This is a genomic window from Desulfosoma caldarium, assembly GCF_003751385.1.
GTDB classification, from domain to species: Bacteria; Desulfobacterota; Syntrophobacteria; order Syntrophobacterales; family DSM-9756; genus Desulfosoma; species Desulfosoma caldarium.
The window spans coordinates 157,177-181,920 of the sequence record NZ_RJVA01000010.1; the positions used below are offsets into that span (position 1 = coordinate 157,177).

Genomic DNA, 24,744 nt, shown 5'->3' on the forward strand with positions numbered 1-24,744 from the left:
CGTTAGGACATTTCCGATCGATAGGCCGGCATGTGCGCTCCATCCAGGAACCGCACGCTGATGGTGTCCGTGCCTCGAGCCTTGAGAATGGCGCAGGTGACGTTTAAGGCGCAATGGGCGACACAGATCTTGTCGTTTCGGTTGAACTCTCCGTAACAGTCCATCTTGTCTTGAACTTCCGATGCCGTGAACACCTTTTCCATGAAGGACACTCCTTTTAGTTCACGAAGACATCACGGAAATACCCGAAATGTTCAATGACCGACCCGGCTCCCCGCACCACGGCGGTCAAAGGGTCGTCGGAAATGTTCACTTTGAGACCGGTTTCTTGTGCCACGAGGCGGTCCAACCCTTTGATCAGCGCCCCGCCACCTGCTAGCCAGATGCCGCTTTGAGCGATATCCGCAGCCAGTTCCGGCGGCGTCTTTTCAAAAGCGCGGCGCACCGATTCCACAATGGCCTGGATCGGCTCTTGAATGGCAAAGCGCACCTCTTCATCGGTAAGCGTAAAGTTCCTGGGAATGCCACTGACAAGATCTTTGCCGGGAACTTCTAGCTTCATGGGCTTTTCCAGGGGAACGGCCGAACCGATTTGGATCTTGATGTTTTCGGCCAGCACCTCGCTGATGATCATCTGCCTTTCCCGCTGCACGTAGCGCATGATGGCTTCATTGGCTTCATCCCCGGCCACGCGCACCGATTCGCTGTAGGCCACGGCGAACGAGGAAATGACGGCCACCTCGGTGGTACCGCCCCCAATATCTACCACCATGCTGCCGATGGGCTGATCCACGGGAAGACCCGTGCCGATGGCGGCCGCCATGGGTTCCTCCACCAAGTGCACGCGGCCCGCACCGGCTTGTTCCGCCGCCTCAATCACCGCTCTTTTTTCCACGGAGGTAATGCCGGTGGGAACGGCCACCACCAGTTTGGGTTTGACCAAGGGGCGCCGAGACAGCACGCGGGCAAGAAACGTCTTGATCATGACGCTGGTGACTTCGAAGTCGGCAATGACTCCGTCTTTGAGGGGGCGAATGGCCACGACCCTCTCGGAGGTTCTTCCCATCAGGCCCTTGGCTTCCTTACCGACGGCCACCACTCTGTAATTGTCTTTGTCTATGGCAACCACCGAGGGCTCATTGAGAACGATCCCCTTGCCTTTGAGGTAAATCAGGGTGTTGGCGGTGCCCAGGTCCATGGCCAGGTCTTTGGATAAAAAACCCAACAACCTTTGCAGCATCGATACCCTTTCTTCCGTATGGCGGTACCGTTTCCCTCCGTGGCAACGACTGGCCGGAGTCTAGTCATAAGGTTTGAGGAGGTCAATTTGAAATTTTGTCCGAAGCCGTCGCCCCTTCGGCCGATGCCTTGGAAGCCCCGTGAAGCGCTTCAAAGAGTCTTTGGCACGCCACCATCCACAGTTCGTCGTAGGTGACGCCGTCCTGGGGCATCTGAGCATGGCCCACAAAGGTTTTGAGCGCCAGTCTCTTTTTTTTCGGTCCGGGCAGTCCGCCACAGACTCGACGGAGGTGATCCGCCACCGCCAACAGATCCCGCAATTCCCCGCCAAGGGATAAGAGAGCGCAACGGTTCTGAGCCAAACGCCCCACGACGATGCCCGGCGGCACATGCCTTTTTAGGCTCTCCATGAGTGCTCTTTCCCACACATCCAGTTCCGAGGGAGGAATGACGGCCTGGGCGTACTGCCATGGTTCATACTGAAGGATCACCACCGAAAGAGGTTCGCTGTTCTGCAACGCAGCGTGCACCGCCTCCTTGACGTGGGTCGCAAAGGCCCAAGGGGTCAGAAAGCCGCTGGCCCCATCCTTACATGTCCATTCGGCGTAGGTGTGCTGATAGAGCCATCTTTCGTAAAACGCCTCAAAGATGCGAAAACTCTTTTCCACAGCTACGCGATCGTCCTGCGTCAGGCTCAGACGCTTCTTGCTGAGCAGGGCCAGTCCCAAGGGGCCCAGTTGTGGGGAGCCGCCGTTCAGCACCCACAGAGATCCCTGGTGAGGAAGGCGTTCCCCGGCAACGAACAAGAAATGATCCGAAGAATCGGGGTTGAGTGCGGGAATGAAAAGGGGTTTTGAAGCTTCCAGAGCCTCGATGACCAACCCTCGCGAATCCACCGGGACCGGGGTGTGCAGCAGCCTTTGGGGCACTTTGCCGGCCGCCCCGACGAACCGATAAAACCTTTCTGCACAACCTCGTTCCACCAGAAAGGCAAAATCCGCACGGACATAGGTGGCACAGCCTTGTGCCAGGGCTTGGGCCGCTTCGGTGCGGGATCGGGCCCTCGTCCATTCTTCGATCAGGTCATGCCAGAGGGTGAGAATGCGAGAAAAACTATCCCTTTCGTGCAGCCGCTGGTGTTGGTCCAGCAGCTGTTCCAGAATGCGAGCTGTTTCATGAATCCATTTCTGTTGCTTGTCATTGAACCCCCAGTGGCGCTTGGTATCCACATAAAGCAGCCCCTGCTCGCCGGCCACCGGGGTCACCAAAAGCCCCTTGATCCCCTCTTCCCCTTCTCGATAAAATGGAAGAGAACCTGAGAACTTTTCCACTTCCACCTTGCCTAGATGCACCGTATGTCCGACTTTGTGCACTTGGGACAAGAGGCCGCTGCCGTCCTTGGGCAAACTCAGGCTTCTTTGCAGGTGCTTGCTGAGGGACTGATACGTCACAAGGCGGAAACCGCTCTTTAGGGGATCCAAGACGAAAAACGCCACCGTATAGGCATCCAGCACGTTGCTTAGCCAGTTGACCACCGATTGGAATGTGGGCATCATCGCCGCGGCCCCCAAGGGTTGATCATGCGCGTGAGGCGTTGCAGGTTCAAGAAACCAATTTGTGTCGTCACGGATTGCATAGTGGAGGAAACCTTCCTTTCCTGTCAATAAGGCAATGCTCATGGGCAAGATCAAAGTGCTTTCAGATCAGTTGTGCAATCAGATCGCCGCCGGCGAAGTGGTGGAAAGGCCGGCTGCCGTGGTCAAGGAACTGGTGGAAAACAGTGTGGACGCCGCATCCCAGCGCATTCGCGTGCTAATGCACAAAGGAGGCCGAAGCCTCGTGCGCGTGGTGGACGATGGAGAGGGCATGAGCCCCGAGGATGCGCTTCTGGCCTTGGAAAGGCATGCCACCAGCAAGATCGCTTCGGTCGATGACCTGCAAAACATTCGATCCATGGGATTTCGAGGCGAGGCACTACCCAGCATCGCCGCGGTCAGCCGCCTGGAACTGGTCACACGGGAAAAGGAATCCGTCCTGGGGGTTCGTATCTTAGTGGAAGGCGGAGCCATACGCACGGTGGAAGAAGTGGGCTGCCCTGCAGGGACCAGCATTACGGTGCGCGATCTTTTTTTCAATATGCCGGCTCGAAGGAAATTTCTGCGCGCCGTGGACACCGAAGCCGCGCACATCTCCGATATGTTCCTACGACTGGCTCTGGCCCACCCCGAATTGTCCTGGCAGCTGGTGCATCAGGACCGTAAGGTGCACGACTTTCCCAAAGCTTCCTCGCTACAAGATCGCGCGTATCAAGTGTTCGGTCCTCCCCTGGCCAAGACCCTTCTACCCGTGGACTTTCAGGCGGAACACGTGGCGGTCCGAGGACTCATGGGCCCTCCCGAACTGCAACGGGCCAACACACGAAGCCTCTATCTGTTTGTGAACAAAAGGCCTGTCAAAGACACCCTTTTGATTCATGCCGTGCTCACCGCCTACGAGACCCTATTGCCCAAGGGGTCCTACCCCTTTGGCATCCTTTTTGTCGACGTGATTCCTCGCCTGGTGGATGTGAACGTGCATCCCACCAAAAGGGAGGTGCGCTTTCGAGATCCGTCGCTGGTGATGGATCTGGTTCGGCAGGCCTTGACCCAGGCTTTAGCTTCGGCCATGCACGCGTCCTGGTCTCGTACCTTTTACGTTTCTGCATCATCCTTGAATCCTTCGGGAAAACCTACCGCCGCTCGCGAAGGCCAATCTGCTCTGCCCACTTCGCAGGAGGCGCACCGTCACGAAGTGGAGCGATCGCCCGAAGGCTCCGAACCGGTGCAGCTCGCCTGGCTACATCAGCCTTTGGAACCCACTTCAGCCCAGGATCCGTCCCTAGCGGCATCGTCTTCCCACGCTTCCGCCCTTTTGGGCTTTTCGTCCCTTAAGATTCTGGGACAGCTGGCCTCAAGCTACATTCTTTTGGAAGCTCCGGACGGCCTCATTCTCATCGACCAGCACGCCGCCCATGAACGCATCTGCTATGAACGCCTTCGCCAAAGAAGCCCATCGCCCGGATCCCAGCGTTTGGCGCCACCGCAGGTTTTGGACCTTCCCCCCGTGGAAGCAGATGCGCTGAAGCGATGGCTCCCAGACCTGCAGAGGCTGGGCTTTGAGGTGGAGCCGTTCGGTGGGGGATCTTTTGTCATTCACGCCATGCCGTCCGTGCTCAAGACCGTGGATCCTGGCCTTCTCCTAAGGCGCCTGGTGGAAAAAACTCCCGCGGAAGACCGCACGCCACGACTGGAACTCCTGGAGCACTTGGCCCACACGGCCGCGTGCCATTCTTCGGTTCGTGCGGGACAAAGGCTCACCATGGAAGCCATACGCCACCTGCTGGCCGAACTGGATGCTCTGGAACTTTCCGCCACCTGCCCCCACGGGAGGCCTTTGTGGTGGAAAATCACCCTGGACCAAATTCAGCGCTTCTTCCATCGATCATGACCCCATACCCCAACACTCCCCTCAACCCTTCCCTGCCCATTGTCCTTCTCGCCGGGCCGACCGCCGTGGGAAAAACGGCCCTGTCGCTGGATCTGGCCGAACGCCTGGAGACGGAGATTGTCAACGCCGATTCCATGCAGGTCTATCGATTCATGGATATCGGCACCGCCAAGCCCTCAGCTCAAGAACGGGCTCGAGTCCGCCACCATTTGCTGGACGTGGTCAATCCCGACGAACCCTACGATGCCGCCATCTTTGCCGATCAGGCGCGCGCCGTCATTGAGGCGCTGCACGCTCAGGGTAAAATTCCTCTGGTGGTGGGCGGCACCGGCCTTTACATGAAGGCCCTCACGCGAGGCCTCTGCCCCGGTCCGCCGGCCGATCCCGAGCTTCGACGGGAGCTACTGAAGGACATGGAACGCCACGGAGTTGCGTGGCTTCATGCGGAACTGTCCCGCGTGGACCCTGCCTGTGCCGCTCGCATTCACCCCAACGACCGCCAGCGCCTTCTACGGGCTCTGGAAGTGTATCGCCGCACCGGTGTCCCCCTTTCACACTGGCAAAATACCCACGGCTTTCGGCAGTCATTGTATGCCACCATCAAGATCGCCCTCTTTCGAGACCGCAAGGATCTTTACGGTCGTATTGATCGGCGCGTGCTTCAGATGGTGGACCAGGGCCTTGTGGAAGAGGTGCGCCGCCTGCTGCGCATGGGCTATCCATGCTCCCTTAAGCCCATGCAATCCTTGGGATACCGGCACATATGCCAGGTCCTGGCCGCAGAGACAACCCTTGAAGAAGCTATCAGAACCATGCAAAGGGACACGCGCCGTTATGCCAAGCGCCAGATCACCTGGTTTCGAGGGGATTCGGAGTTTCGCTGGTTTCATGCCGAGGCGCGCCAAGAAATTTTTGATGCCGTTTTGTCGGCGCTGCAAGAAAGCGAGCGGGTTTACGGGGTGAGCAAAATGGGCTAGCATGCCGCGGCTCTGGGTCTATGGATGAGGCAAGACATTGATCAAAACGACCGTGGAAAACCATGAGCGATTACCTGGCTTTCAAAAAAGGCATTGAACTACGGGAACAAACCCTGCGCCACGCCGTGGAAAAACTGGCCCAGGAGAAGCTAGTGGACGCGCATCAAAGCGAACTCTGGCTCGCACACCTGGACCTGGTTCGTTCCGCTCTGCAGGAGTCTTTGGTGCGCATCGCCGTGGCGGGCTCGGTAAAATCGGGAAAAAGTACGCTGATCAACGCCCTTTTGGGTGACGACTTGCTAAAGAGGGGCGCAGGGATCATCACCTCCTTCATCACCCGCATTCGATCCACGGACGTTCGAGGCGGCTGGATTGAATTCAAGAGCTGGGACGAGATTCATCAAGAAATCAACGCCGCGGTGGCCATGCTGCCACTCGGCGAAAACGAGGCACTGTCCAAGAAAACCTGGGATCTCAGGAAAAGCAGTCATCGAGAAGCTCTGCACAAAAAATTGGCTGCCGCCCAACGAGAACTGCAGTCGCACCGAGGGGCACTTAACGCCCATTTCATTCTGCTTCATGCCTACTTGGACGGTTTCTCCAAAGTGCGGGATCTCGTTCGAGATCGACCGCAAAGGCTCGTCTTTGACGAGACTTCTGTCAATCGGCATCAGGATTTTGTGGGTGTGGAATCTCACGCCGTTTATTTGAAGGATGTGGAAATCCATTGTCCCGCGCCCTGGATTGGAAACCATGTGGAAATTGCCGACTGCCAGGGAAGCGATTCGCCCAATCCACTGCATTTTGCCCTGCTGCAACAGTATCTTCTTAAGAGCCATCTCATTGTCTACGTGGTGAGTAGCCGCACCGGCCTTCGAGAAGCTGACCTAAAGCTTCTGGATTTTATCAAAACCCTGCGCATGACTCCTCAGACCCTTTTCGTGCTCAACCTGGACCTGGACACCCATCATGGCACCAAGGATATCGAGGCCTCTGTGGAGCGCTTCGCCAAGGAACTGCGTTGGACAATCCCGAGTCCTCAGGTTTTTGCTTTTTCCAGCCTCTATCACCTCCTGGCAACCGATCCACCTCAAGCCTCTTCCCGAGATGCCCTTCGCCTGCAGATGTGGCGTGAAGACGCCTCGGCCACAACCGCTCTCGCTTTAGGCTTTGACGACTTCAAGAGGGAACTGGCCGAGCGCGTGGGCGGTCAGCGCCGCCGCGTCCTTTTCAGCACGGGGCTTGGCCGCCTGGCCATGGTCGCTCAAACCTTGACGGAAACCTGCCGCACCAGTGGGCAACTGCTGAGCCAGAACCTTCAGCATCTGGAAGAGGCGGCTGCCCATCTGCAGCGCCGGCAGGAAGAACTGGTCGGCACGCTGAGCACTCTGGAAAACGCCATCGGCGGGTTGAGAGAGAACCTCAAGACTGAGTTGGACAAGGCCGTGGCGGCTTTTTTTGACCTCAGTTCAGGTCAGCTGGTACAGGAAACCCTGCGTATGGTGGACAGCTATCCCGTGGACCCTGCCCATGCCAAAGATCTGGCAAATCCGCGCAAAATTCTTCAACAGCTCCACCGCTTTTACATGGAATTTCGGCAATCCCTTTCGGTCTTTCTAGTGGACCGCGTCCATGTGGAAACGGTGCGATTCGCTAAGGAACAGGAAGAGCACCTCCAAAGGCGCCTGCAGGACGCAACCCAAGCCTTTTGGTCGCTTTTTTTAAGCGCCTTGGAAGATTACCATCGCGCTTTAGAGTCTCTGGGGGTTCCGGTGCAGCCTATGGGAGCGCCTCCCGATGCGGAATGGAGCCAATGGAAGAGTATCACGCCGCCCTCTTTCAGCGGTTTTGTGGAAGATAACGCGTTGGGCCGCGGCGTGCTTCTCATGAAGTTCGGCTTGGGACGTCTCAACCGTTTCCTCATGAGTTTAAAAAACCGCCTTGGAAGAAAAGCTCACCCCGAAAGCTCGGAGCATCCAGGGGACACGTTTCTGGAAGCAGTGGAGGTGGTCAAGGCGGAAAGTCGGGCCGAACTCATTTATGCCTTTCGCGATTACCGTCAAAATTTTCGTTACCAATACCTGCACAGGCTTCTGGACGCCGCCCTGGCCCAACTTCTCGAAGCTTTTCAAGCCCGGGCGCGCATGGCCCTCATGGATTTTCGACAGCTTCTGCAGCACGGCCGCATGGAAGAGGACAAGCGCCATCGAGCCATGAAGCTTTTGAAAGAAACAGCCCATGTGGCCGAAAATCAGCTGCTGGACATTGAGGAACTGCGGCAGGCGCTCAGTCTGGAATGGCTGGATCAGGAGGCAACGGCCAATCGCCGGGAAGGGAAGCTGTCAGGCTGAGTTCACAATTCGTGACGGGATGAGAAAGTCTCAGTTTCCAAGCATGGAGAAGCAGGCGGGAAGCCGCGGCGGCCGCCTGAGACCCACCATAACGGCGATCTCCGAGAATGGGTAGACCTTCGTGGGCCAAATGCAGCCGAATCTGGTGCGTGCGCCCGGTGACGGGCACGGCGTGCACAAGGCTTTGACCGCAACCTCGATAGACCACCGCCACAAAGGTTTCGGCAAACTTTCCCGGTCGATTCGGCCACACCACATACCGCCCCGGTTCTCGCCCGATGCCGACGCGTATCGTTTTGGTGTCCCAATTAGGAATTCCTAACACCCAGGCGAGGTAGGTCTTTTCCACGCGATGTTCTGCAAAGGCGCGGCCGAGGGCTTTGTTGGCCTGGGGGGATACGGTCATCACCAGCACGCCGCTGGTTTCTCGATCCAGCCTGTGATGCAATCCCACGTAGGGTTGCGTTACCCCTTCGCGTGCAAGAAAGCGTTTGGTAGCTTCAAAGACATTGTTGTAGGCGTCTGAAGGCATGGGCTGCGTGGGAATGCCGGCTTCCTTGTTGTAGACGAAAAGCCAGGCATCCCGATAAAGAATGCGGGCGGCGTCCAGCTCGTAGAACCGGCGCACGCCCATCCATGGCCAGTAAATGCGAACTTCTTCTCCGGCCCTGAGCACCCGATTCGGGTCGCGCACCACCTTGCCGGCCACATGCACGGCGCCAAAGGCCACCAGCTCCTGCGCCTCCTTGGCTTCCATAAAGCATTCGATCTGGACCCAATCTTTCACGCGCCACCCGTCCTGGTTGGGAAGGACGACGGCCTTCCAAAAACTTGGACCCTGAGTCTTGACCATGGAAACCGCTAAAGGCTCTCTTCACCCGCGTCGTCCACGGAGGTCTCGTCGGATTCCCTATTGGAAGCCGCTTCCTCTTCCATGGCTTCCTCCACAAGGGCATCCACATCCTCATCGAAATCGTCGCCCATCTCCTGGCTCATGGCCTTCATGAACTTGGCCATGCTCTTGGGGTCATTCTCATCCAAGGCGCCGAACTTGGAAGGGTCTGCGAGACGCTCCAAGCGCGTTTCTTCAGACAAGCGCACCCGAACGCGCGATGGGAGGCGCCGAAGTACTTCGGAGTTGCAATGCCGGCATTGGGGGTACACCTCTTCGGAAATGCGAAACGTGATGATTTCGTTTTTCTTTCCGCACCGAAGGCACAGGTATTCATAAATCGGCATCGGTGTCCTCCCTGCCCTAGGGCCCGCACGAGGCGAAACGTTTGGAAGAGGCGCTTCACAAACCGTGGCGCCTCTTCCAAACCGTGGCATTTTCTTGTCTACATCAGATCTTCGCAAGTTAATTGGTGGGCGGTATCCGTCAACGGCTCACAGTGGAGCTCATAGGCTTCTTCAAGATAGGGTGGAACCACGAAAAGCTTTTCCACCATGGGGACGCTGAGGTATCGCAGCGGCATGTCCATGGAGCGAGCCCGTTCAACCACGGCGCTTACGGACCACTGTGGGTTTTTACTGGCCACAATGTGGGCGTCCGGTCGATGAAAGCTGTGCAGGCTGTACGAGCACGGTTGTACCACAGGGAAGACCTGTTTGAGCGTATTGACGATGCGCGCGTGCGCCACCAACTTTTGCGGGCTGATACATTCCCCTTGAACGGAAACACAGCCCATAGGCGTCAGGCACTTCGCCACCCTGTCGTAAAATTCCTTGGTGAACAAAAGGGCCGCAGGGCTGTCCTCAATGGGATCACTGAGATCCAGCACTGCCACGTCGAACTTTTCCGTCGTGTTTTCCACAAAGGCCCTTCCGTCGCCGATGATCAGCTGAACCCTCGGATCGTCAAAAGCCCCCTGATGCCATTGAGGAAGCAGGCGGCGGCAAATCTCCACCAGTTCCCCGTCAATCTCCACCATGACGATGCGTCGCACATCTGGGTGTCGACACACTTCCCGTAATGTCGCCCCCTCGCCACCGCCAATGATGAGCACACTTTGAGGTGCCGGATGGCTCCACATGGCAGGATGCACGAGCACCTCATGATAAATGAACTCATCCAGCTGCGCGGACTGCACCACCCCGTCGAGAGCAAGGACGCGGCCGTGCATCTCCGTCTCCACAATATCAATCTGCTGGTAGCGGGACCGTCCGTGATAAAGAACCGCACGACAGGCGTAAAATGTTTCCTCGCCACTGCTTTGCAGTTCGCGAAACCACAAACGGCGCTGATGCTTTTCCATCACGGCTTGTGTCTCAATCGATCCGCCGGCAGATTCAACACCCCTCGTTTGATCTCCATGACAGAGAAGTTGTCTGCCTTGAAGGCCTTTTGCAAATATGCCAACGACGCATCGGAGTCGATCAGCTCGCCACACGTGAAAATGTCCAAAGCACAATAGCCGTATTCCGGCCATGTGTGAATGGTAAAGTGGGATTCGGCGATCACGACCACGCCGCTCACCCCGTGAGGCGAAAACTGATGAAAAATGGGTTGAACAATGGTGGCTTTGGAGATGGCGACGGCCTCTACCAAGATTTTCTCTACTTGAGAGACATCGTTGATGAGGTCAAAGTCGCAGTCATAGAGCTCTACGATGAGGTGTTTTCCTAGTGATTTCATCTTCTTTTTCGTTTCCTCACGTCATGGAAATCCCTTTTTTGAGGGTTAACAAAACAAAAAACCTCCTATTCATGGGAGGGGAACCGCACTCGGCTATGAACCGCATGCTTCCAACCAAACGCCACAAACGGAGGCGCGTTAAACGCGCACAATATACACGGAAAATTTTCTATTGCAACCGAAATGTGCACGCTTTTGTGTTCACAAGGTTACCGCAGCGCCCTCCTCCACACGGGCCAACCTCGCCGGCACACCATGGGAACATGTTGGATCCAGGAAAGGGAGCCCATTCTTGGGACCGTGCTCGGGCCTACGGGAAGAATGGCGGCCTCTTTCCGGGGAGCGCGCGGGCTGAGTGCTTGCAATCATGTTGACAAGACGGCGATGGGGCTGCAAGTATCCTCGTACCCATGAAACGTATACATCCCACTCGACCATGACCCCATCATGTCATGAGGAGGAACGAGATGCCCACCATTCGCATATTTGACACCACGCTGCGCGACGGGGAAAAATCACCCGGCACCATGCTCACCGTTCCTGAAAAGCTTCGCCTGGCCGTTGAATTGGCGAGACTGGGCGTGGATGTCCTCGAAGCCGGCTTTCCTGCGGCCTCCGAAGGGCAATTTGAAGCTGTCCAAAAAATCGCCCAATCGGTATCCGGCCCCACCATTGCCGCATTGGCTCGAGCCACAAACGCCACGGACTTCGATGTGGCCATGCGCGCCTTGGCCTCCTGTGCACGGCCACGCCTACACACCTTTGTGCCCGTTTCGCCATTTTATCGAAAGCACTTTCTCAAAAAAGACTTTCAGGAAACCTTGGATCTGGGATGCAAGGCCGTGCAATTGGCCAAGGAACGGTGCGACGATGTGGAATTTACCCTGGTGGACGCCTTTCGCGCCCCCCCGGAGGATGTGGTCACCATGGCCAAGGCGGTCGCCGACGCCGGGGCGACGGTGATCAACATCGCCGATACGGTGGGCTATGCCATTCCTTCTGACATCGAGGCGCTCTTTCGATCCATCAAGGCCGCCTTGGGTGAGCCTTCCCCGGTGGTTCTCAGCATCCACTGCCACAATGACCTGGGACTGGCCGTGGCCAATTCTCTGGCGGCCCTGGCCGCAGGAGCCGGCCAGGTCCATGTGACCGTCAACGGCATCGGAGAACGCGCCGGCAACACCGCTTTGGAGGAGTTAGCAGCCGCCCTGAAGGTCCGGCAAGACCATTTCGGTATTGACCTTTCGCTGGATTCCACCCTTATCGGGCCCACGTGCCGACTCGTCAGACGTCTGACGGGCATCAATGTGCAAGCACACAAGCCGGTGGTGGGAGCTAACGCCTTTGTCTGCGAGGCCACTGTGCCGCAGCTGGGCGAGGCCTCGGCGCAACCTCCCTACCAGATCATGGATCCGCAGCAGTTTGGGCTAACCCGAGCCGCCGAACCTGTGGCCAAAGACATGGCGATGGATGCCTTTCAAGCGCAACTTCGCCGCTTAGGTGTGCTTGTGGACGAAAAGGACCTTGAGGCATGCTTCGAGGCTTATCGACAATTGGCCGAGCACAAGGAAGATCTCCATGTGTCGGATCTGGAAAATCTTTTGGATGAAACCCTCTTGGCTCCGCCGCAGAGGTATAAGCTGCTGTATTTGAATGTTTCCGCAGGATCCATTTCCGTGCCCCATGCCACGGTGCAATTAGAGATAGACGGGCAGATGTGCCAAGACGCCGGGTTCGGTCAAGGGCCTGTGGATGCCACTTTCAAGACCATTTGCAAGATGACCCATCGGTTTCCCAAGCTGGTGCGCTACGAAGTCCATGCAGTCACTTCCGGAACCGACGCTCTTGGTGAAGTGCATGTGCAATTGGAAGAAGACGCCCAGACGGTCCAGGGCCGCGGGGTGGCCACGGATATCGTCCTGGGCAGCGCCAAGGCCTTCATCAACGCCTTGAACAAGTTGGAACAAAAGTCCAAAGAACCTTCGGTGTCAGAATTCACCGAATGGGAAAGCTGGCAACCTCGCCTATGAATCTTTTCGCCACGTCAGCGGGACCTTGATCGCGCAAAGCCACTGCCCCGGCCCACTCGGAAAGGTCATCTTCCGAGTGGGGCGCCGGGTGTCCAGCAGGCCCGTTGGGCTCACCCAAAAGCCCACAAAAAAAAAATGGCCGTGACGACCCACAACATCCAAGATGGTCCCCCCTTGAATGGAGTTTGTTGAACTGCTAAGAGTGTGTGCGGCTTCAATGGATGTGTGAAAATTCGGCCACGCCGCCCCGTGAAGCGCAGATCGCTGGCCACTTTGTTGGGAGGACTTCCCGTGAAGTGTAGGGAGATCGAAGGATTTGTGAAGTTTCTTTTGCCGGGAGTTTTCTTTTGGCTGCTTGGATACGTGTGGTTCTTCGCATCTCCGGCTCCGGCATGGAGTGCGGCGGAATTATCCTGGACCGCCAACGCCACATCGGGCGTTCTCTTGGATGTGACCAATGGAGAAACCCTTTGGGAACAAAACCCTGACGATGCGATTGCGCCGGCGTCTTTCACCAAGCTTCTCACTCTTTATCTGGTCTTTGAAGCCCTGGAAAAAGGCGATGTCACATTGAATGATCCCGTCCACATCAGCAAGGCGGCGTGGCGGACGGGCGGCTCTAAGATGTTCGTGGAAGTGGGAAACAAGATCGCGCTGGAAGAGCTGATAAAGGGCATTGCCGTGGTGTCCGGAAACGACGCCTGTGTGGCTGTGGCGGAACACCTCTACGGATCCGTGGAGGCTTTTGTTGCCGCCATGAACCAAAAAGCCAAAGAACTGGGAATGCACCACAGTCACTTTGCGAATCCTCACGGCCTGCCGGCCCAAGGTCAGGTGACCACGGCTCGCGACATGGCCACACTGGCCATGTCCTATCTGCGCCGGTTTCCACAGAGCCTTCGGTTCCATTCCATGACCGAGTACACCTATCATGACATCACGCAGCCCAACCGAAACCGGCTGTTGCTCAAAGACAGCTCCGTGGACGGGCTTAAGACGGGCTATGTGTCTGAAGCCGGCTACCACCTCATGGCTACAGCGCAACGCCACGGGCTTCGCCTTTTGGCCGTGGTCATGGGCGCGCCCAGCCCGGCCGTAAGAGAAAAAGAAGCTCTGGCCCTGCTAAATCTCGGATATCGCCTCTTTGCTTTCATTCCTCCACCCAGTCCGGATCAAGCAGCCACGGTGATCAGAGTGTGGAAGGGCGCCGCTTCCCAAGTTTCCCTTTTTTTCAAGGAAACCAACCCAGTGGTGGTGAGAAAAGAAAAAGCACAGAACGTTCACTGGGTCCTGGACGTACCTTCGTCGGTCATGGCTCCCATTCATAAGGGACAAACCCTAGGACGCGCCGACCTGAAAGCGGGCGACGCCACCTTGGCTTCCCTGGACTTGGTGAGCAACACCGACATCGCACGGGCTAACCTTTTCGTTCGCCTCTGGCACTCCATTCTGTTGCTCGGCGATGACCCGTGGCAGCGCGTGTGGAACCCCCTGGCTTACACCTCGAGCGCCATTGTCGCCTGCGGTGTCGCTTTGCTGGTCTTCATGCGGCTGAAGAGCCGCAGGAGCAGAAAACGGACTTTCTTCGGCTAATGTGGGCGGCGGGCCACGCCGCCCTTTAGGGAGAGGGTTTGCCCTTTTTCGACGTGCGAGACGACCCGATCTCGCAAGCGTCCGACATTCAGGTACGCACGCCCAGTTTGGGCAGAATCCACTTATTGAGCACGACCCAGGCGACGAGGATGCCGCCTAGCCACAGGAAGTCCTTATCCATGGGCTTGACTCCTTACGGAAATTCCACACCGTGGAGCGTCTTGTCTTCGGCCGATAGCCTACCGGCCCTGGGCTAACCCGCTCAACTGAAGCCGCCCGTTCCACACCCGGTGCCCAAGACGCTGGAAAGCGATCCCTTGCTGGCGAAAGAAGACAAGAGCTTTTTTACATCCACCGCTCCGCACTTGGGACAGGCCAGCGACTCTTCATCCTTGGCGGACCAGATGAAACTCTCGAACTCGTTTCCGCATTGCTCACAGAGGTACTCGTAAATGGGCATGATAGCATCCTCCCCAATAAATCACCTTGTGACGCGAACTGAAAGCGCCAGTACAATTTAAGTATCTCGAGAACGAATGCAACCCCTGCGATGTGTCCGGGAATGCTTTTGTTGGAGACCGCCCGCGCAACGGCCATGGAAAGCTCCGTACCGTCGCAGCCCAAAGGCTGCGGGCAGCCACCAGGACCGTCTTGACAACTCTGTGGGCGAAGACCAGCCATCGAAGCGATCGCCGCTTTGGCGGATGTTGTTTGTCAGCGTTCTTCATCCCCGGCGAGGGGCCATTGACCTCGTTCCAGCAAGACATCCTTTAGAACGGCCAAGGCGGCATTCACGGCCGGAAACCCCGCATACACCCCGACCTGAAAAATGGTTTCTGCGAGATGGCGCGGCTTGACGCCCACATTTAAAGCGCCGTGCAGATGAATGCGCAGTTCCTCTCCCTTTTGCAAGGCTGCCAGAGCCGCCACCGCCACCATTTGACGCTCCGGCAGGGAAAGCACCGTTCGCGAATACATGTTGCCGGTGATGAAAAGGGAAAGGTCTCGAGCCAGCCCCGGGTCAAACTCCTTCCAGAGTTCATAGGGCACTTTGAGGCGCACCGGACCCGAAAACAGCTTGGCCGCCGTTTGCTTGGTTTGCTCCACCAAAGTTTTTTCCAACACGCCATGACCTCCTTCTTGACACGCGAGTTCCCAAGAAACCCGACCCGTGCGTTGACAATTCCATAGCCTGCTTTTACTTTAGCGCCGATTTTAAAGAATTTGGCAGAGGAGGAGAAGACGCTATGGATAACTGTGAAGGCAAATCATGTTCAACGTGCGAAAGCCGCAAGAAGCATTCCAAAGACGAGATACTGGCCTGCAAGCTGGCGCGGATTCAGAACAAAATCATCGTCATGAGCGGCAAGGGGGGCGTGGGCAAAAGCAGCGTGGCGGTCTATATCGCCTTGGCCTTGTCCCAAAAAGGTTATCAGGTGGGGTTGATGGACATCGATCTTCATGGGCCGAGCATTCCCAAGATGTTGGGGCTCCATGGATTGCTTCGAGTCTCCCAGGATCAGGAAATTCTTCCCCATGAATACAGCCCCAACTTGAAGGTGGTCTCCATCGAATCCTTGTTGGAAGACTCAGATTCCGCCGTCATCTGGCGAGGCCCCCTAAAGCACGGCGTCATTCAGCAGTTCATCAGCGATTGCACCTGGAATGATTTGGATTTCCTTGTAGTGGACTGTCCTCCCGGCACAGGGGACGAGCCCTTGAGCATTGCGCGCTTGATTCCAGATGCCAAGGCGGTGATCGTCACGACGCCACAGGAAGTCGCTCTGGCCGATGTACGAAAATCCATTAATTTCTGTAAGAAAGTTCAGTTGGACATTGCGGGTTTGGTGGAGAACATGTCCGGGCTCTATTGCCCTCACTGTCAACAGTTCATTCCCATCTTCAGCACGGGTGGAGGCCAAAAAACCTCCGAGACGATGGGAATTGCGTTCCTGGGATCCCTGCCCTTTGATCCAGCTGTCGTCGCGGGAGGGGACCAGGGTAAACCCGTCATGGAAGACCCCAACGCCTCTTCACCGTTCATCAAGGCGGTCGTCGACATGGTGAATCGGCTCATCGAGCGCTTTCCTTCGGCGGAGAGCGTCCAGGCGCACAGCCAATCCGTGCATTGACACCGTGTTGGAGGATGCTTCATCGCGAAAACGCCGAACACGGCTCGTTACCTTTTGGCGGGACCGCGTTTTCAGGGATTGAACGTTGAAGGGATGATCGAAAGGTCATCCCACAAAATGCCATTGAGGATGGCCGTAGGGGCCGTCATGGTTCTGTGAAGGTTTCACGAAGGCATGCCGCAATGCCCATGACCGACTGAGCCAAAAGCTTTCCATCGAAGGGATGCAGGCCTAGATGAAATTCCGGAAGGTCCGGCGCCGTGGCCATGAGTTCCGGCAACCGCGAAGCCCTAGGCACCAGGAGCGCTCCCAAGGGGCGTCCCCAACGGCTGTGCAGTAGCCGCTCATGGAGGCCGTCGCCCGGAGGATCTGTAAAGAGGGTTAGCAAGGTTGCCTGCCAGAACAGGCATTTTCGAAGCCTGTTTTCCGACGGTGCGGTGCCGTTCACGAACCGTTGAAGGAAGTGCTTGAGATAGGTCGTGGCGGGATGGCGCCGCCACAGTGATGTACGAATGCGGCGAAGAATTCGACGAAAGCCGTCCCATGGGGCCACAAGGGGAATCCAGTGGGCTTCCAACTGGCTTTCCAGCCAAAAGTGGCAGGAACTGGCCTTGAGTCGATAGTAACGACAGGGCCAAAAGGGTGGCATGCTGTAATGGTTCACCAGCCCATGCCAAAAGGCATCGGCCAGAAAGTGGCTCATCATGCCCATAAGCCACCAGCGCGCCGGGGCGCTCGTGAACGGAACCTGGCCCAGTAGTTGTTGGCATGCGCGAGCACCCGGTTCACCCTGCAGGCGATGAAGGCGCCGTCCCATGCGGGAAAGCCGCATGTGGGGCAGATCGTAAAAGAGGGTGTCCGGCATGATAGATCCCAAGAGGTAGGACTCTTCGTCCCCACGTGACCAACCGCCCTGAAACGCCATACGGGCAGATTCTCTGGCCAGCAGCATGTGGAAACGTTCCTTGGGCATAAGGGCTTTCCTTGAAAGCGGCAATGCGGCGACTGCTCCCAAACTCCAAGGCTCAGTGGGCTTGGTGCCTGTACGACTGGGCCAATTCCGCCTTTGCCACGAGCATTCTCGCGGTGCTGTTTCCCGTCTATTTCGCCAAAGTGATCATGCCCTCGAAAGGCATGGCCCTTCATCTGGGATTCCTGCGGTGGCACACGCAGGCCTCTTCCCTCTGGGGCTATACCGTCTCCACGTCTCTTTTCTGCGTCGCCGTCATCGCGCCTTGGATCGGGCGATGGGCGGACCTTCAGGGAAAACGCCGGCCTCTGTTTCTGCTGCTGGCTTTCTGCGGCGCCGCATCCACAACGCTTCTGGCATTCACGGGCCACGGCACCGTGTGGCGCGCCCTTGCCTGTTTCATTGTGGCCTACGCCTGTTTTTCGGCCAGTGAGATTTTCTACAACGCGTTTCTGCCCCACATCGCTTCCCCATCCCAGCACGATTGGCTTTCCGGGTTAGGGTACGCTTACGGTTATGTGGGGGGCGGCCTACTCCTGGCGCTTCACTTGATTTGGCTGCATGAACCTCGATGGATCGGCTTGGAAACCACACACCAAGTTGTCCGATTTGCCTTCTTCACCGTCGGCGTGTGGTGGGCCTTCTTCACCCTTCCCTGCCTTCTATGGCTGCCTTCCCAGACCTCTCGCCCTCGGGACACGGCATCAACTCAATGGATGCCCTTTCCCGTGGCGCTTTGGAAGGACTTGTGGGCTCGGCCACGCGTGGCGGCCATGGTTGTGGCCTATTTTTTCTACAACAACGGCATCCAAACCGTTATCACCATGGCGTCTGTCTATGGAGCCACAGAGCTGGGGCTCTCGACAACATCCTTGACCGGCGCGTTTCTCATGACACAGTGGATCGCTTTTCCCGGCGCCACGCTTTTATCCGCTGCCGCGGAAAGGTTCGGCACGCGCCGCGTGCTGTTCATCAGCCTGGCCGTCTGGTGCTGCGTGGTCGTTTTTGCTTACGGCATGCATTCGCCATGGCATTTTTGGATCCTCGCGGCCATCGTAGGCTTTATCCTGGGAGGCAGCCAATCGCTCAGTCGATCCCTTTTCAGTCGCCTCATTCCTGGAGAAAAAAGTGCCGAATTTTTCGGTTTTTTTGCCATCGGTGGTAAATTTTCCGCAATCCTCGGGCCCCTTGTCTTTGGGATCCTTCGCGATGTTTTCGGAACACCCCGCCCCGCTATTCTGTCACTTGTGGCATTCTTTCTCATCGGGGCCGCCATGCTGGCGACCGTCAAAGACGATCCCTAGCTCTTGTTCCGGCGAATGAATTCCTCGATGGCTCGAGGAATGAGCTTTCTGACAAAAGCGCCCTGGTCCCCTTCGAAGGTTTTTTGGTATTCGGCGTACAGAGGATGGGAGGCGAGGATGGGGGGGGTGGCTTGCATGGCAGGCACTTTCCCCTGCGCGGCTTGGTCCACGAGATCCACGATGGGCGTGTCCACACGAGGATCCGGTTCCACCCACCCAAGCCTTCGCATGCATTCAAAGCGAATCTGGTCCACCAGAAACAAGGTGACATCGATGGTCAAAATTTTCTGGGCCGGCGAGAGCTGCTCCAACTCTACGTCCGATTCTCCGGTGAGAATTCTCAACACGAGGGATTGCAGCAGCCGAGTGCATTGCTCCCCGGGTTGAATCAGGACGGCCAACACGGCGTCCGGAAGGTCTCGAACCGACGTGTGCTCATCAAAGAGGCAATGAAAGCGCCTTTCCCAAGGATAAAAGGCGCGACGGGCTCGCAGACGGCGGCGTTTTTCCTCCAAAGCAATCACATCGCCCACGCCCCACTCCTTTGTTTTCAAGCGGCTTGCCGCGCCGCTGAGTCAAAGACAGCCGGCCCCTTCCCGTGGAATGCGGCCCTCCTGATCCTCCCGGTCTTCAGGTCTCCTAACGGGACGGATGGCTAGAAGACTTCGGCCCCAAACCGGTACACTTCCACATTCCCATCCCGCCAGCATTCCGGCGAAAGGCCGGCCTTCTTGCACGTCCAGTTCAAAAATTCTTCCTTACCCCACGCGTGCTCCACGGCCACCTGAGGCAGCAACAATCCGTTGTGATAGCCTTTGCGAATGACGAGGCCGTGCCGACCCACGGTGAACTGCAGGGGATCCTTGAGCCGCTCCAGGGGACTCAGGGCGGAAATCTCCAACTGCAACGCATCCACCTCCGCCGCGCGAACCGGAGGAAACCTGGGATCTGCAAACGCCGCCTGCACGGCCGCTTCTTTAACCGTTCGCCACAGCGGCATGTGCGGCTCCACATACCCAATGCATCCTCGAAGCGCGCCCTGTTTGCGCAGCGTCACAAAAGCCCCGCGCTTCTCCCAAAGCTTGGAAGCCGTCCCCTCATAGACGGGTTCTGCCTCTAGCCCGAGCTTCCAACGGATGGCCTGCCACGCCACGGTGCGCAGGACACTCTTTTCCTGCTCTGACAACCCCTCTTCAACCGAGCTCTCAGGGGGTTCGGAGGATGGCGCTTCTTTGACGGCCTTTCCCGGATTATCGACGATGGCAGCCGCCATGTAGCCCACCACACCTCGAACATCTCCCGTCACATCCCCTGAATTGGCGTAGTGCAGCACCCGGGCTTTGGTGGCTCCCAGCTCGCGAGCCGCCAAAAGCGTCGTGACCAGAGGACCACCGCCACAAGCTTCGCATTCTCTTCGGCGCAACGCTTCAAAAAGCCCCTCAGGATCGTATCCATCCACTTTTTCGATGACCCGCGCATCTAGCTTTTTGGCGTCTTGGTAAGTGTAGTAGTGCGAAAGGTCGGTGCTGGCCACCAACAAGACCTCATCATCACCGATGGCTTTGGCCACGGCCTGGGCAAGGCGCCGGCATCCGTCCAGGTCGACATCCCCGATGAGCACGGGAATCATCTGAAAGGCACCCAGGACCACCTGCAAAAAGGGCAACTGGATTTCCAGGGAATGCTCCTGAGCGTGGGCTTGAGGCACGTGAGAAAACAGATCCTGATACGCCATGAGCCTTTTGGTGAACACTCGGTCCACCGAAACCACACCCAGAGGTGTTCGATAACCGGCCACATCATCCACGCTGGCTCCATTGAAATAGGCCCGATGACTAGGCGCCATGATAAGAACCTTCTTGACGGGCCTTCCCTCCAGCAGCTTGTAGGCATAGGCCGCCACCGGCCCGGAATACATGTAGCCGGCATGGGGGGCCACCAATCCGACCAAACGTCCGGAAAGAGAAGCAGCCGACGCCTTGGCCAGGTATTCCAGAATGACCGTGCGAAGTTTTTCCGGATTTCCGGGATACCACGTTCCGGCAATAACGGATTCACGTATTCTCTCAGATCCCATGCTCTTCCCCCCAATGGATGTTGCGATGGCGTCTTGCATCCTGGGCACTACACCTTATAATAATGCCCCTTTTGATGAAAGTCTTTTGACGATCTCTGTCCCCTACAAAGGAGCCAAGCGCCACGTTCATGAAACCCGTCCGCGCCTTCCTGGACAACATCGCCGTGGTCCTGCACCGCCCGCATTTTCCCGAAAACATCGGGGCTGCGGCTCGAGCAGCAAAAAACATGGGGATTCGACGCCTCATCGTCGTTGATCCGCTGGACTGCGACCTCACTCGCATCCTCAAAATGGCCACCCATGCCGCCGAAGACGTGGTGGCCACCATGGAAATCTATGACAATCTGCGCGAGGCCCTGGGGTCATTTCAATATATCATCGGCACGACAGCGAGAACAGGTTCCCAACGGCGCACCATCATGGACCCTCGGGACATAGCCCGCCGGGTGGTGAGCATCAGCCGCACCAACAAAACGGCACTGCTTTTTGGGCCTGAAAATCGAGGGCTGGCCAACCGGGAACTGAAATACTGCCACGCTCTGGTGACCATTCCCACATCCCAGGAATTCGCCTCGCTGAACCTGGCTCAAGCCGTCATGATCATGACCTATGAAATTTTTCGAGCCGCCGAGCAACCGCCTGAGAGCTTTACACCCAAATTGGCCACCAGCTTTGAACTGGAAGCCATGTACGACCATCTTCAAGAAACTTTGGCCAAGATTCACTTCGTGAATCCCGAAAATCCTGAGTACTGGATGAGAAGCCTGCGCCGGTTTTTCAGCCGGATTGGATTGCAAGCGCGCGAAGTCAAGATCATTCGAGGTATCTGCAGGCAGATCGAATGGTACGGTGAAAAGATGGCTTTCGAGGCGGTGCGCCAAGTCCGTGCACAGGACAAAGGCATTGACTCAATCTCTTGCCTTGACTAGAGTGGCTAGGGTTTGCTGCGTTTCTCACTCCCATGGCGACAGAGCTTGAAACATGGAGGATGGTCATGCAGGGTGCGAGCGATCAACGCATTGTGGTTTCGGGAATCAACCGCAGTCTCTTGTTTAAGGGTGCCGCAACCCTGGCCGTGATCTTCGTGGTGGGATCACTCGTGCTGTTCGCCACACCGTCCCATTACTATTTTCGGGCGGAGCGGGGCGGGCTTGGGCTCTGCGAGGGTCGATTGTGGGGTCTGGTGGGTTCCGCGGTGCCGGGTTACGAATTCATTCCCGTCTCCGCAGACGCCGCTCGATCCCTGGTCGGAAAACCTTTTGCCAGCGCGGAAGAAGCCCTAAACACCCTTCGACCCATTGTGGAACAGGCGGCGCGAGAAGGCATGGCTGCTGTAGCTCCTGGAGAAAAACAACTGGCTCAGCTGTACAAGACGGTGCTTCCCAACCTTCAGGGCGCGAAGCTTCTTGGGATTCAAGGCTACGACGCCCGCGTGGAAGCTCTGGAAAAATGGATGGCCGTCGTCACAGGACAGTCGCACACGCCCACCAGTCACTGAGTCTTTCGACGTGCTTCTTCCTCTGAGAGCGCCTCTAGCCCGGCGCCGCTTCAAGCGGCCCGGGCTGTTTTTTTCACCATTCATGCGAACGCGCCGTGAACACCCCCAACAACTTTCCATAAGGGCCTCTGGCTGGGATGCACAGCGCTTTTTCGCCGATCCTTGACAAAAATATCCAGTACGTAAAAATACAATTATCCTTTTAGTGACTTTGGAACAAGAGGCTGCGCTTCGGTTTGACCTTGAGGCAGTCGGTTCGAAAGGTCACTGGGCAACCGCTAGGAAGGACAAGAGATGGAAAACGAGCCGATCATCGAGCTGATCCGTCGCGAGCTTCCGGGAATTCTGCAACGCCATCCCGAGGTGCGGGATTGGGTGCTTCGACTCACGCGAGACCAGTACGCAGACAAAGAGGAGACAGAGAGCCGTTTTGATCGGCTGCTGGAAGAATTGCGCCGGGATCGGGAGGAAAATGCACGCAAATGGGATGAGCAAAACCGCAGATGGGAAGAACAAAACCGGGAACTGAACCGCAAGTGGGAAGAACAAAACCGTAGGTGGGAAGAACACAACCGGGAACTGAATCGCAAGTGGGAAGAACAAAATCGAAAATGGAATGAACAAAACCGCAGATGGGAAGAGCAGGCTCGCATGTGGGATGAACAAAACCGCAGGTGGGAAGAGCAGGCTCGCATGTGGGAGGAGCAAAACCGTAGGTGGGAAGAACAAAACCGGGAACTGAATCGCAAGTGGGAAGAACAAAACCGCAGGTGGGAAGAACAGGCTCGCATGTGGGAGGAGCAAAACCGTAGGTGGGAAGAACAAAACCGGGAACTGAACCGCAAGTGGGAAGAACAAAATCGAAAATGGGATGAACAAAACCGCAGGTGGGAAGAGCAGGCCCGCATGTGGGATGAGCAAAACCGCAGGTGGGAAGAGCAGGCTCGCATGTGGGATGAACAAAACCGCAGGTGGGAAGAGCAGAACCGTAAATGGGACACCAACCAGAAGACCATCAACGAGATCTTGGAAACCCTGAAAGCTCAGGCACAAAAGCATGAAAGCAGCATCGGTGCTCTGGGAGCTCGGTGGGGATTAACCTCGGAAGCTTCCTTTCGAAATGGGCTCAGGGCCATCTTGGAGAAATCTTTCGGCGTCCAGGTGCGCAGCGTGACCGAATACGATGAGAGAGGAGAGGTTTTCGAACACCCCGACCAGGTGGAGCTGGATGTCGTTGTTCATGACGACGTGTTGATTCTTTGCGAAATCAAGTCTTCCATGAGCAAATCGGACATGTATGCCTTTGAAAGAAAGGTGCGTTTTTATGAGAAGCGCCACCAGCGGAAAGCCTCACGCAAACTCGTCATCTCACCCATGGTAGACGACCGGGCCAGACAGGTGGCCCAGAGACTGGGCATCGAGGTCTACAGTTACGCCAACGATGTGAAGCCCGGTAAGCCGAGCGAATAATCTTGCAGCCGGGGAGCTGCCCTGAACTTTTCTCTGTAAACCCCTTGGCTCAGCCATCACTTCAGGCCGCACAGCGAGCGCTGGCGGCGCACACGCGGTTTCGACCTGTGCGTTTGGCGAGATAGAGGGCCTCATCGGCAGATTGAATGAGCGCGTCCGGAACCGTGGGCCCATGGGCCGTGGCCACGCCGGCGCTCAGCGTCACAGAGACGGCAACCTGGCCATCAACGATGGGGTGACGGGAGACGGCCGCCCGAATCCTTTCGGCCACGTTCACGGCAATGCCCGTGTCGGCGTGGGGAAGCACCACAAGAAATTCCTCTCCACCAAAACGACCCACCACATCGTAAGAACGAATCACACTCCGCATGCGCGCCACCGTTTCTTTCAGTACATGATCGCCCACGAGGTGCCCGTAGGTGTCGTTGATCTTTTTGAAGTGGTCGATATCCATCATGAGGAGACTCAAGGGCTGGTTTGCCCTTACCGCTCGATCCAGCTCTTCCACGAGCCTCTGGTATGCCGCACCTCGGTTATACGTTCCCGTCAATGGATCGCGGGTGGCCTGAATTCGCAAAGCCTCACGGGCAGCCACCAATTCTTCGTGAAGGGCAATGATGCGGCGCCCGATGCCGACACGCACCTGAAGTTCACTGGGATCAAAGGGTTTGATCATGTAGTCGTCAGCGCCGGCTTCCAGGCCGGAAACGATCTCCTTTCGGCTCGTTTTGGCCGTCAGGAGAATCATGTAGAGGTAGCGGTCCGTGGGCACCTCTTCCCGGACCTTGCGGCAGATGTCCACCCCATCCATGCCGGGCATGATCCAATCCAATACGGCCAGCCTCGGTGAATCCTCGCCCTGAAGGACATTCCACGCCGCGTCTCCCGACGCTGCCGTCACCACCTCATAGCCCCATTTGGTGAGCATAGCAGCCACCATTTTACGTGTCGTGGTATCGTCGTCCGCTACTAAAACCTTCAT

At 57.0% G+C, this 24,744-nt stretch carries 23 protein-coding genes; 10 read left to right on the plus strand and 13 right to left on the minus strand.

Going from position 1 to position 24,744, the window contains the following annotated elements:
- Positions 1–2 precede the first annotated feature (2 nt).
- The 3 genes from EDC27_RS03875 to EDC27_RS03885 form a co-directional block, all read right to left on the minus strand.
- The gene (locus EDC27_RS03875) at positions 3–203 is read right to left on the minus strand and encodes a hypothetical protein (protein ID WP_123289300.1); all 201 of its coding nucleotides are present in this window, start codon (positions 201–203) and stop codon (positions 3–5) included.
- Positions 204–217: 14 nt separating this feature from the next.
- On the minus strand, positions 218–1,240 hold the full coding sequence (gene mreB / locus EDC27_RS03880; RefSeq protein WP_123289301.1) for a rod shape-determining protein: 1,023 nt from the start codon (positions 1,238–1,240) through the stop codon (positions 218–220).
- A gap of 82 nt (positions 1,241–1,322) precedes the next feature.
- A complete protein-coding gene (locus tag EDC27_RS03885; RefSeq protein ID WP_148045677.1) occupies positions 1,323–2,795 on the minus strand; it encodes a hypothetical protein in 1,473 nt (490 codons plus the stop codon).
- 121 nt (positions 2,796–2,916) lie between these two features.
- Here EDC27_RS03885 and mutL point away from each other — a divergent pair, with 121 nt between their 5' ends.
- The 3 genes from mutL to EDC27_RS03900 all read left to right on the plus strand — a co-directional run bounded on the left by mutL (position 2,917) and on the right by EDC27_RS03900 (position 8,053).
- A complete protein-coding gene (gene mutL / locus EDC27_RS03890) occupies positions 2,917–4,725 on the plus strand; it encodes a DNA mismatch repair endonuclease MutL (protein WP_170161567.1) in 1,809 nt (602 codons plus the stop codon).
- On the plus strand, positions 4,722–5,702 hold the full coding sequence (gene miaA / locus EDC27_RS03895; protein ID WP_123289304.1) for a tRNA (adenosine(37)-N6)-dimethylallyltransferase MiaA: 981 nt from the start codon (positions 4,722–4,724) through the stop codon (positions 5,700–5,702). Before mutL ends, miaA begins: the two co-directional genes overlap by 4 nt.
- A gap of 62 nt (positions 5,703–5,764) precedes the next feature.
- Entirely contained in the window at positions 5,765–8,053 is a 2,289-nt protein-coding gene (locus EDC27_RS03900) for a dynamin family protein (RefSeq protein ID WP_123289305.1), read from the plus strand.
- Here EDC27_RS03900 and EDC27_RS03905 read toward each other — a convergent pair.
- The 4 genes from EDC27_RS03905 to speD all read right to left on the minus strand — a co-directional run bounded on the left by EDC27_RS03905 (position 7,989) and on the right by speD (position 10,688).
- The gene (locus tag EDC27_RS03905) at positions 7,989–8,840 is read right to left on the minus strand and encodes an RluA family pseudouridine synthase (RefSeq protein ID WP_170161568.1); all 852 of its coding nucleotides are present in this window, start codon (positions 8,838–8,840) and stop codon (positions 7,989–7,991) included. The genes EDC27_RS03900 and EDC27_RS03905 overlap by 65 nt on opposite strands.
- A 74-nt stretch (positions 8,841–8,914) precedes the next feature.
- Positions 8,915–9,292 (minus strand): FmdB family zinc ribbon protein, encoded by a 378-nt coding sequence (locus EDC27_RS03910; RefSeq protein WP_123289307.1) that lies wholly within the window; start codon positions 9,290–9,292, stop codon positions 8,915–8,917.
- A gap of 98 nt (positions 9,293–9,390) precedes the next feature.
- Positions 9,391–10,308: a polyamine aminopropyltransferase gene (speE, locus tag EDC27_RS03915; RefSeq protein ID WP_123289308.1), complete on the minus strand. Its 918-nt coding sequence runs from the start codon at positions 10,306–10,308 to the stop codon at positions 9,391–9,393.
- Positions 10,308–10,688 (minus strand): adenosylmethionine decarboxylase, encoded by a 381-nt coding sequence (gene speD / locus EDC27_RS03920; RefSeq protein ID WP_123289309.1) that lies wholly within the window; start codon positions 10,686–10,688, stop codon positions 10,308–10,310. Before speD ends, speE begins: the two co-directional genes overlap by 1 nt.
- Before the next feature lie 467 nt (positions 10,689–11,155).
- Here speD and EDC27_RS03925 point away from each other — a divergent pair, with 467 nt between their 5' ends.
- Together EDC27_RS03925 and EDC27_RS03930 are read left to right on the plus strand one after the other, a co-directional pair.
- Positions 11,156–12,718, plus strand: coding sequence for a 2-isopropylmalate synthase (locus EDC27_RS03925; RefSeq protein ID WP_170161569.1), 1,563 nt, complete (start codon positions 11,156–11,158; stop codon positions 12,716–12,718).
- A 291-nt stretch (positions 12,719–13,009) separates the two neighbouring features.
- Complete coding sequence (locus tag EDC27_RS03930; protein WP_170161570.1) at positions 13,010–14,311, plus strand: D-alanyl-D-alanine carboxypeptidase family protein; 1,302 nt, start codon at positions 13,010–13,012, stop codon at positions 14,309–14,311.
- Positions 14,312–14,573: 262 nt separating this feature from the next.
- On the opposite strand, the gene EDC27_RS03935 is transcribed toward EDC27_RS03930, so the two are convergent.
- Both EDC27_RS03935 and EDC27_RS03940 read right to left on the minus strand, forming a co-directional pair.
- Complete coding sequence (locus tag EDC27_RS03935; RefSeq protein WP_123289312.1) at positions 14,574–14,771, minus strand: FmdB family zinc ribbon protein; 198 nt, start codon at positions 14,769–14,771, stop codon at positions 14,574–14,576.
- A gap of 254 nt (positions 14,772–15,025) precedes the next feature.
- Entirely contained in the window at positions 15,026–15,436 is a 411-nt protein-coding gene (locus EDC27_RS03940) for a carboxymuconolactone decarboxylase family protein (protein WP_123289313.1), read from the minus strand.
- Positions 15,437–15,558: 122 nt separating this feature from the next.
- Here EDC27_RS03940 and EDC27_RS03945 point away from each other — a divergent pair, with 122 nt between their 5' ends.
- Positions 15,559–16,443, plus strand: coding sequence for an Mrp/NBP35 family ATP-binding protein (locus tag EDC27_RS03945; RefSeq protein ID WP_123289314.1), 885 nt, complete (start codon positions 15,559–15,561; stop codon positions 16,441–16,443).
- A gap of 145 nt (positions 16,444–16,588) precedes the next feature.
- On the opposite strand, the gene EDC27_RS03950 is transcribed toward EDC27_RS03945, so the two are convergent.
- Positions 16,589–17,416, minus strand: a complete 828-nt coding sequence (locus EDC27_RS03950; RefSeq protein WP_123289315.1) for a zinc dependent phospholipase C family protein — start codon at positions 17,414–17,416, stop codon at positions 16,589–16,591.
- An 11-nt stretch (positions 17,417–17,427) separates the two neighbouring features.
- Here EDC27_RS03950 and EDC27_RS03955 point away from each other — a divergent pair, with 11 nt between their 5' ends.
- A complete protein-coding gene (locus EDC27_RS03955; protein WP_148045679.1) occupies positions 17,428–18,717 on the plus strand; it encodes an MFS transporter in 1,290 nt (429 codons plus the stop codon).
- Here EDC27_RS03955 and EDC27_RS03960 read toward each other — a convergent pair.
- Both EDC27_RS03960 and amrB read right to left on the minus strand, forming a co-directional pair.
- Positions 18,714–19,250 carry a hypothetical protein gene (locus EDC27_RS03960; protein ID WP_123289317.1) on the minus strand — a complete coding sequence of 179 codons (537 nt, stop codon included), beginning with the start codon at positions 19,248–19,250 and terminating at the stop codon, positions 18,714–18,716. The genes EDC27_RS03955 and EDC27_RS03960 overlap by 4 nt on opposite strands.
- 122 nt (positions 19,251–19,372) lie before the next feature.
- Complete coding sequence (gene amrB / locus EDC27_RS03965) at positions 19,373–20,794, minus strand: AmmeMemoRadiSam system protein B (RefSeq protein ID WP_148045680.1); 1,422 nt, start codon at positions 20,792–20,794, stop codon at positions 19,373–19,375.
- A gap of 128 nt (positions 20,795–20,922) precedes the next feature.
- Here amrB and EDC27_RS03970 point away from each other — a divergent pair, with 128 nt between their 5' ends.
- The 3 genes from EDC27_RS03970 to EDC27_RS03980 all read left to right on the plus strand — a co-directional run bounded on the left by EDC27_RS03970 (position 20,923) and on the right by EDC27_RS03980 (position 23,762).
- Positions 20,923–21,723: an RNA methyltransferase gene (locus EDC27_RS03970; RefSeq protein ID WP_123289319.1), complete on the plus strand. Its 801-nt coding sequence runs from the start codon at positions 20,923–20,925 to the stop codon at positions 21,721–21,723.
- 65 nt (positions 21,724–21,788) lie between these two features.
- Positions 21,789–22,292 (plus strand): hypothetical protein, encoded by a 504-nt coding sequence (locus tag EDC27_RS03975; protein WP_123289320.1) that lies wholly within the window; start codon positions 21,789–21,791, stop codon positions 22,290–22,292.
- 294 nt (positions 22,293–22,586) lie between these two features.
- Entirely contained in the window at positions 22,587–23,762 is a 1,176-nt protein-coding gene (locus tag EDC27_RS03980; protein ID WP_123289321.1) for a PD-(D/E)XK nuclease family protein, read from the plus strand.
- Between the two features lie 61 nt (positions 23,763–23,823).
- Here EDC27_RS03980 and EDC27_RS03985 read toward each other — a convergent pair whose 3' ends face one another.
- Positions 23,824–24,744 carry a diguanylate cyclase gene (locus tag EDC27_RS03985; RefSeq protein ID WP_123289322.1) on the minus strand — a complete coding sequence of 307 codons (921 nt, stop codon included), beginning with the start codon at positions 24,742–24,744 and terminating at the stop codon, positions 23,824–23,826.

What these genes read in the sequence shown, in the direction of transcription:
- EDC27_RS03985 (WP_123289322.1), bottom strand. Translation starts at nt 24,744, where the DNA reads ATGAAGGTTTTAGTAGCGGACGACGATACCACGACACGTAAAATGGTG.
- miaA (WP_123289304.1), top strand. Translation starts at nt 4,722, where the DNA reads ATGACCCCATACCCCAACACTCCCCTCAACCCTTCCCTGCCCATTGTC.
- mutL (WP_170161567.1), top strand. Translation starts at nt 2,917, where the DNA reads ATGGGCAAGATCAAAGTGCTTTCAGATCAGTTGTGCAATCAGATCGCC.
- amrB (WP_148045680.1), bottom strand. Translation starts at nt 20,794, where the DNA reads ATGGGATCTGAGAGAATACGTGAATCCGTTATTGCCGGAACGTGGTAT.
- EDC27_RS03885 (WP_148045677.1), bottom strand. Translation starts at nt 2,795, where the DNA reads ATGATGCCCACATTCCAATCGGTGGTCAACTGGCTAAGCAACGTGCTG.
- EDC27_RS03945 (WP_123289314.1), top strand. Translation starts at nt 15,559, where the DNA reads ATGGATAACTGTGAAGGCAAATCATGTTCAACGTGCGAAAGCCGCAAG.
- EDC27_RS03925 (WP_170161569.1), top strand. Translation starts at nt 11,156, where the DNA reads ATGCCCACCATTCGCATATTTGACACCACGCTGCGCGACGGGGAAAAA.
- EDC27_RS03910 (WP_123289307.1), bottom strand. Translation starts at nt 9,292, where the DNA reads ATGCCGATTTATGAATACCTGTGCCTTCGGTGCGGAAAGAAAAACGAA.
- EDC27_RS03975 (WP_123289320.1), top strand. Translation starts at nt 21,789, where the DNA reads ATGCAGGGTGCGAGCGATCAACGCATTGTGGTTTCGGGAATCAACCGC.
- EDC27_RS03980 (WP_123289321.1), top strand. Translation starts at nt 22,587, where the DNA reads ATGGAAAACGAGCCGATCATCGAGCTGATCCGTCGCGAGCTTCCGGGA.
- EDC27_RS03900 (WP_123289305.1), top strand. Translation starts at nt 5,765, where the DNA reads ATGAGCGATTACCTGGCTTTCAAAAAAGGCATTGAACTACGGGAACAA.
- EDC27_RS03935 (WP_123289312.1), bottom strand. Translation starts at nt 14,771, where the DNA reads ATGCCCATTTACGAGTACCTCTGTGAGCAATGCGGAAACGAGTTCGAG.
- mreB (WP_123289301.1), bottom strand. Translation starts at nt 1,240, where the DNA reads ATGCTGCAAAGGTTGTTGGGTTTTTTATCCAAAGACCTGGCCATGGAC.
- speD (WP_123289309.1), bottom strand. Translation starts at nt 10,688, where the DNA reads ATGAAATCACTAGGAAAACACCTCATCGTAGAGCTCTATGACTGCGAC.
- EDC27_RS03875 (WP_123289300.1), bottom strand. Translation starts at nt 203, where the DNA reads ATGGAAAAGGTGTTCACGGCATCGGAAGTTCAAGACAAGATGGACTGT.
- EDC27_RS03950 (WP_123289315.1), bottom strand. Translation starts at nt 17,416, where the DNA reads ATGCCCAAGGAACGTTTCCACATGCTGCTGGCCAGAGAATCTGCCCGT.
- EDC27_RS03970 (WP_123289319.1), top strand. Translation starts at nt 20,923, where the DNA reads ATGAAACCCGTCCGCGCCTTCCTGGACAACATCGCCGTGGTCCTGCAC.
- speE (WP_123289308.1), bottom strand. Translation starts at nt 10,308, where the DNA reads ATGGAAAAGCATCAGCGCCGTTTGTGGTTTCGCGAACTGCAAAGCAGT.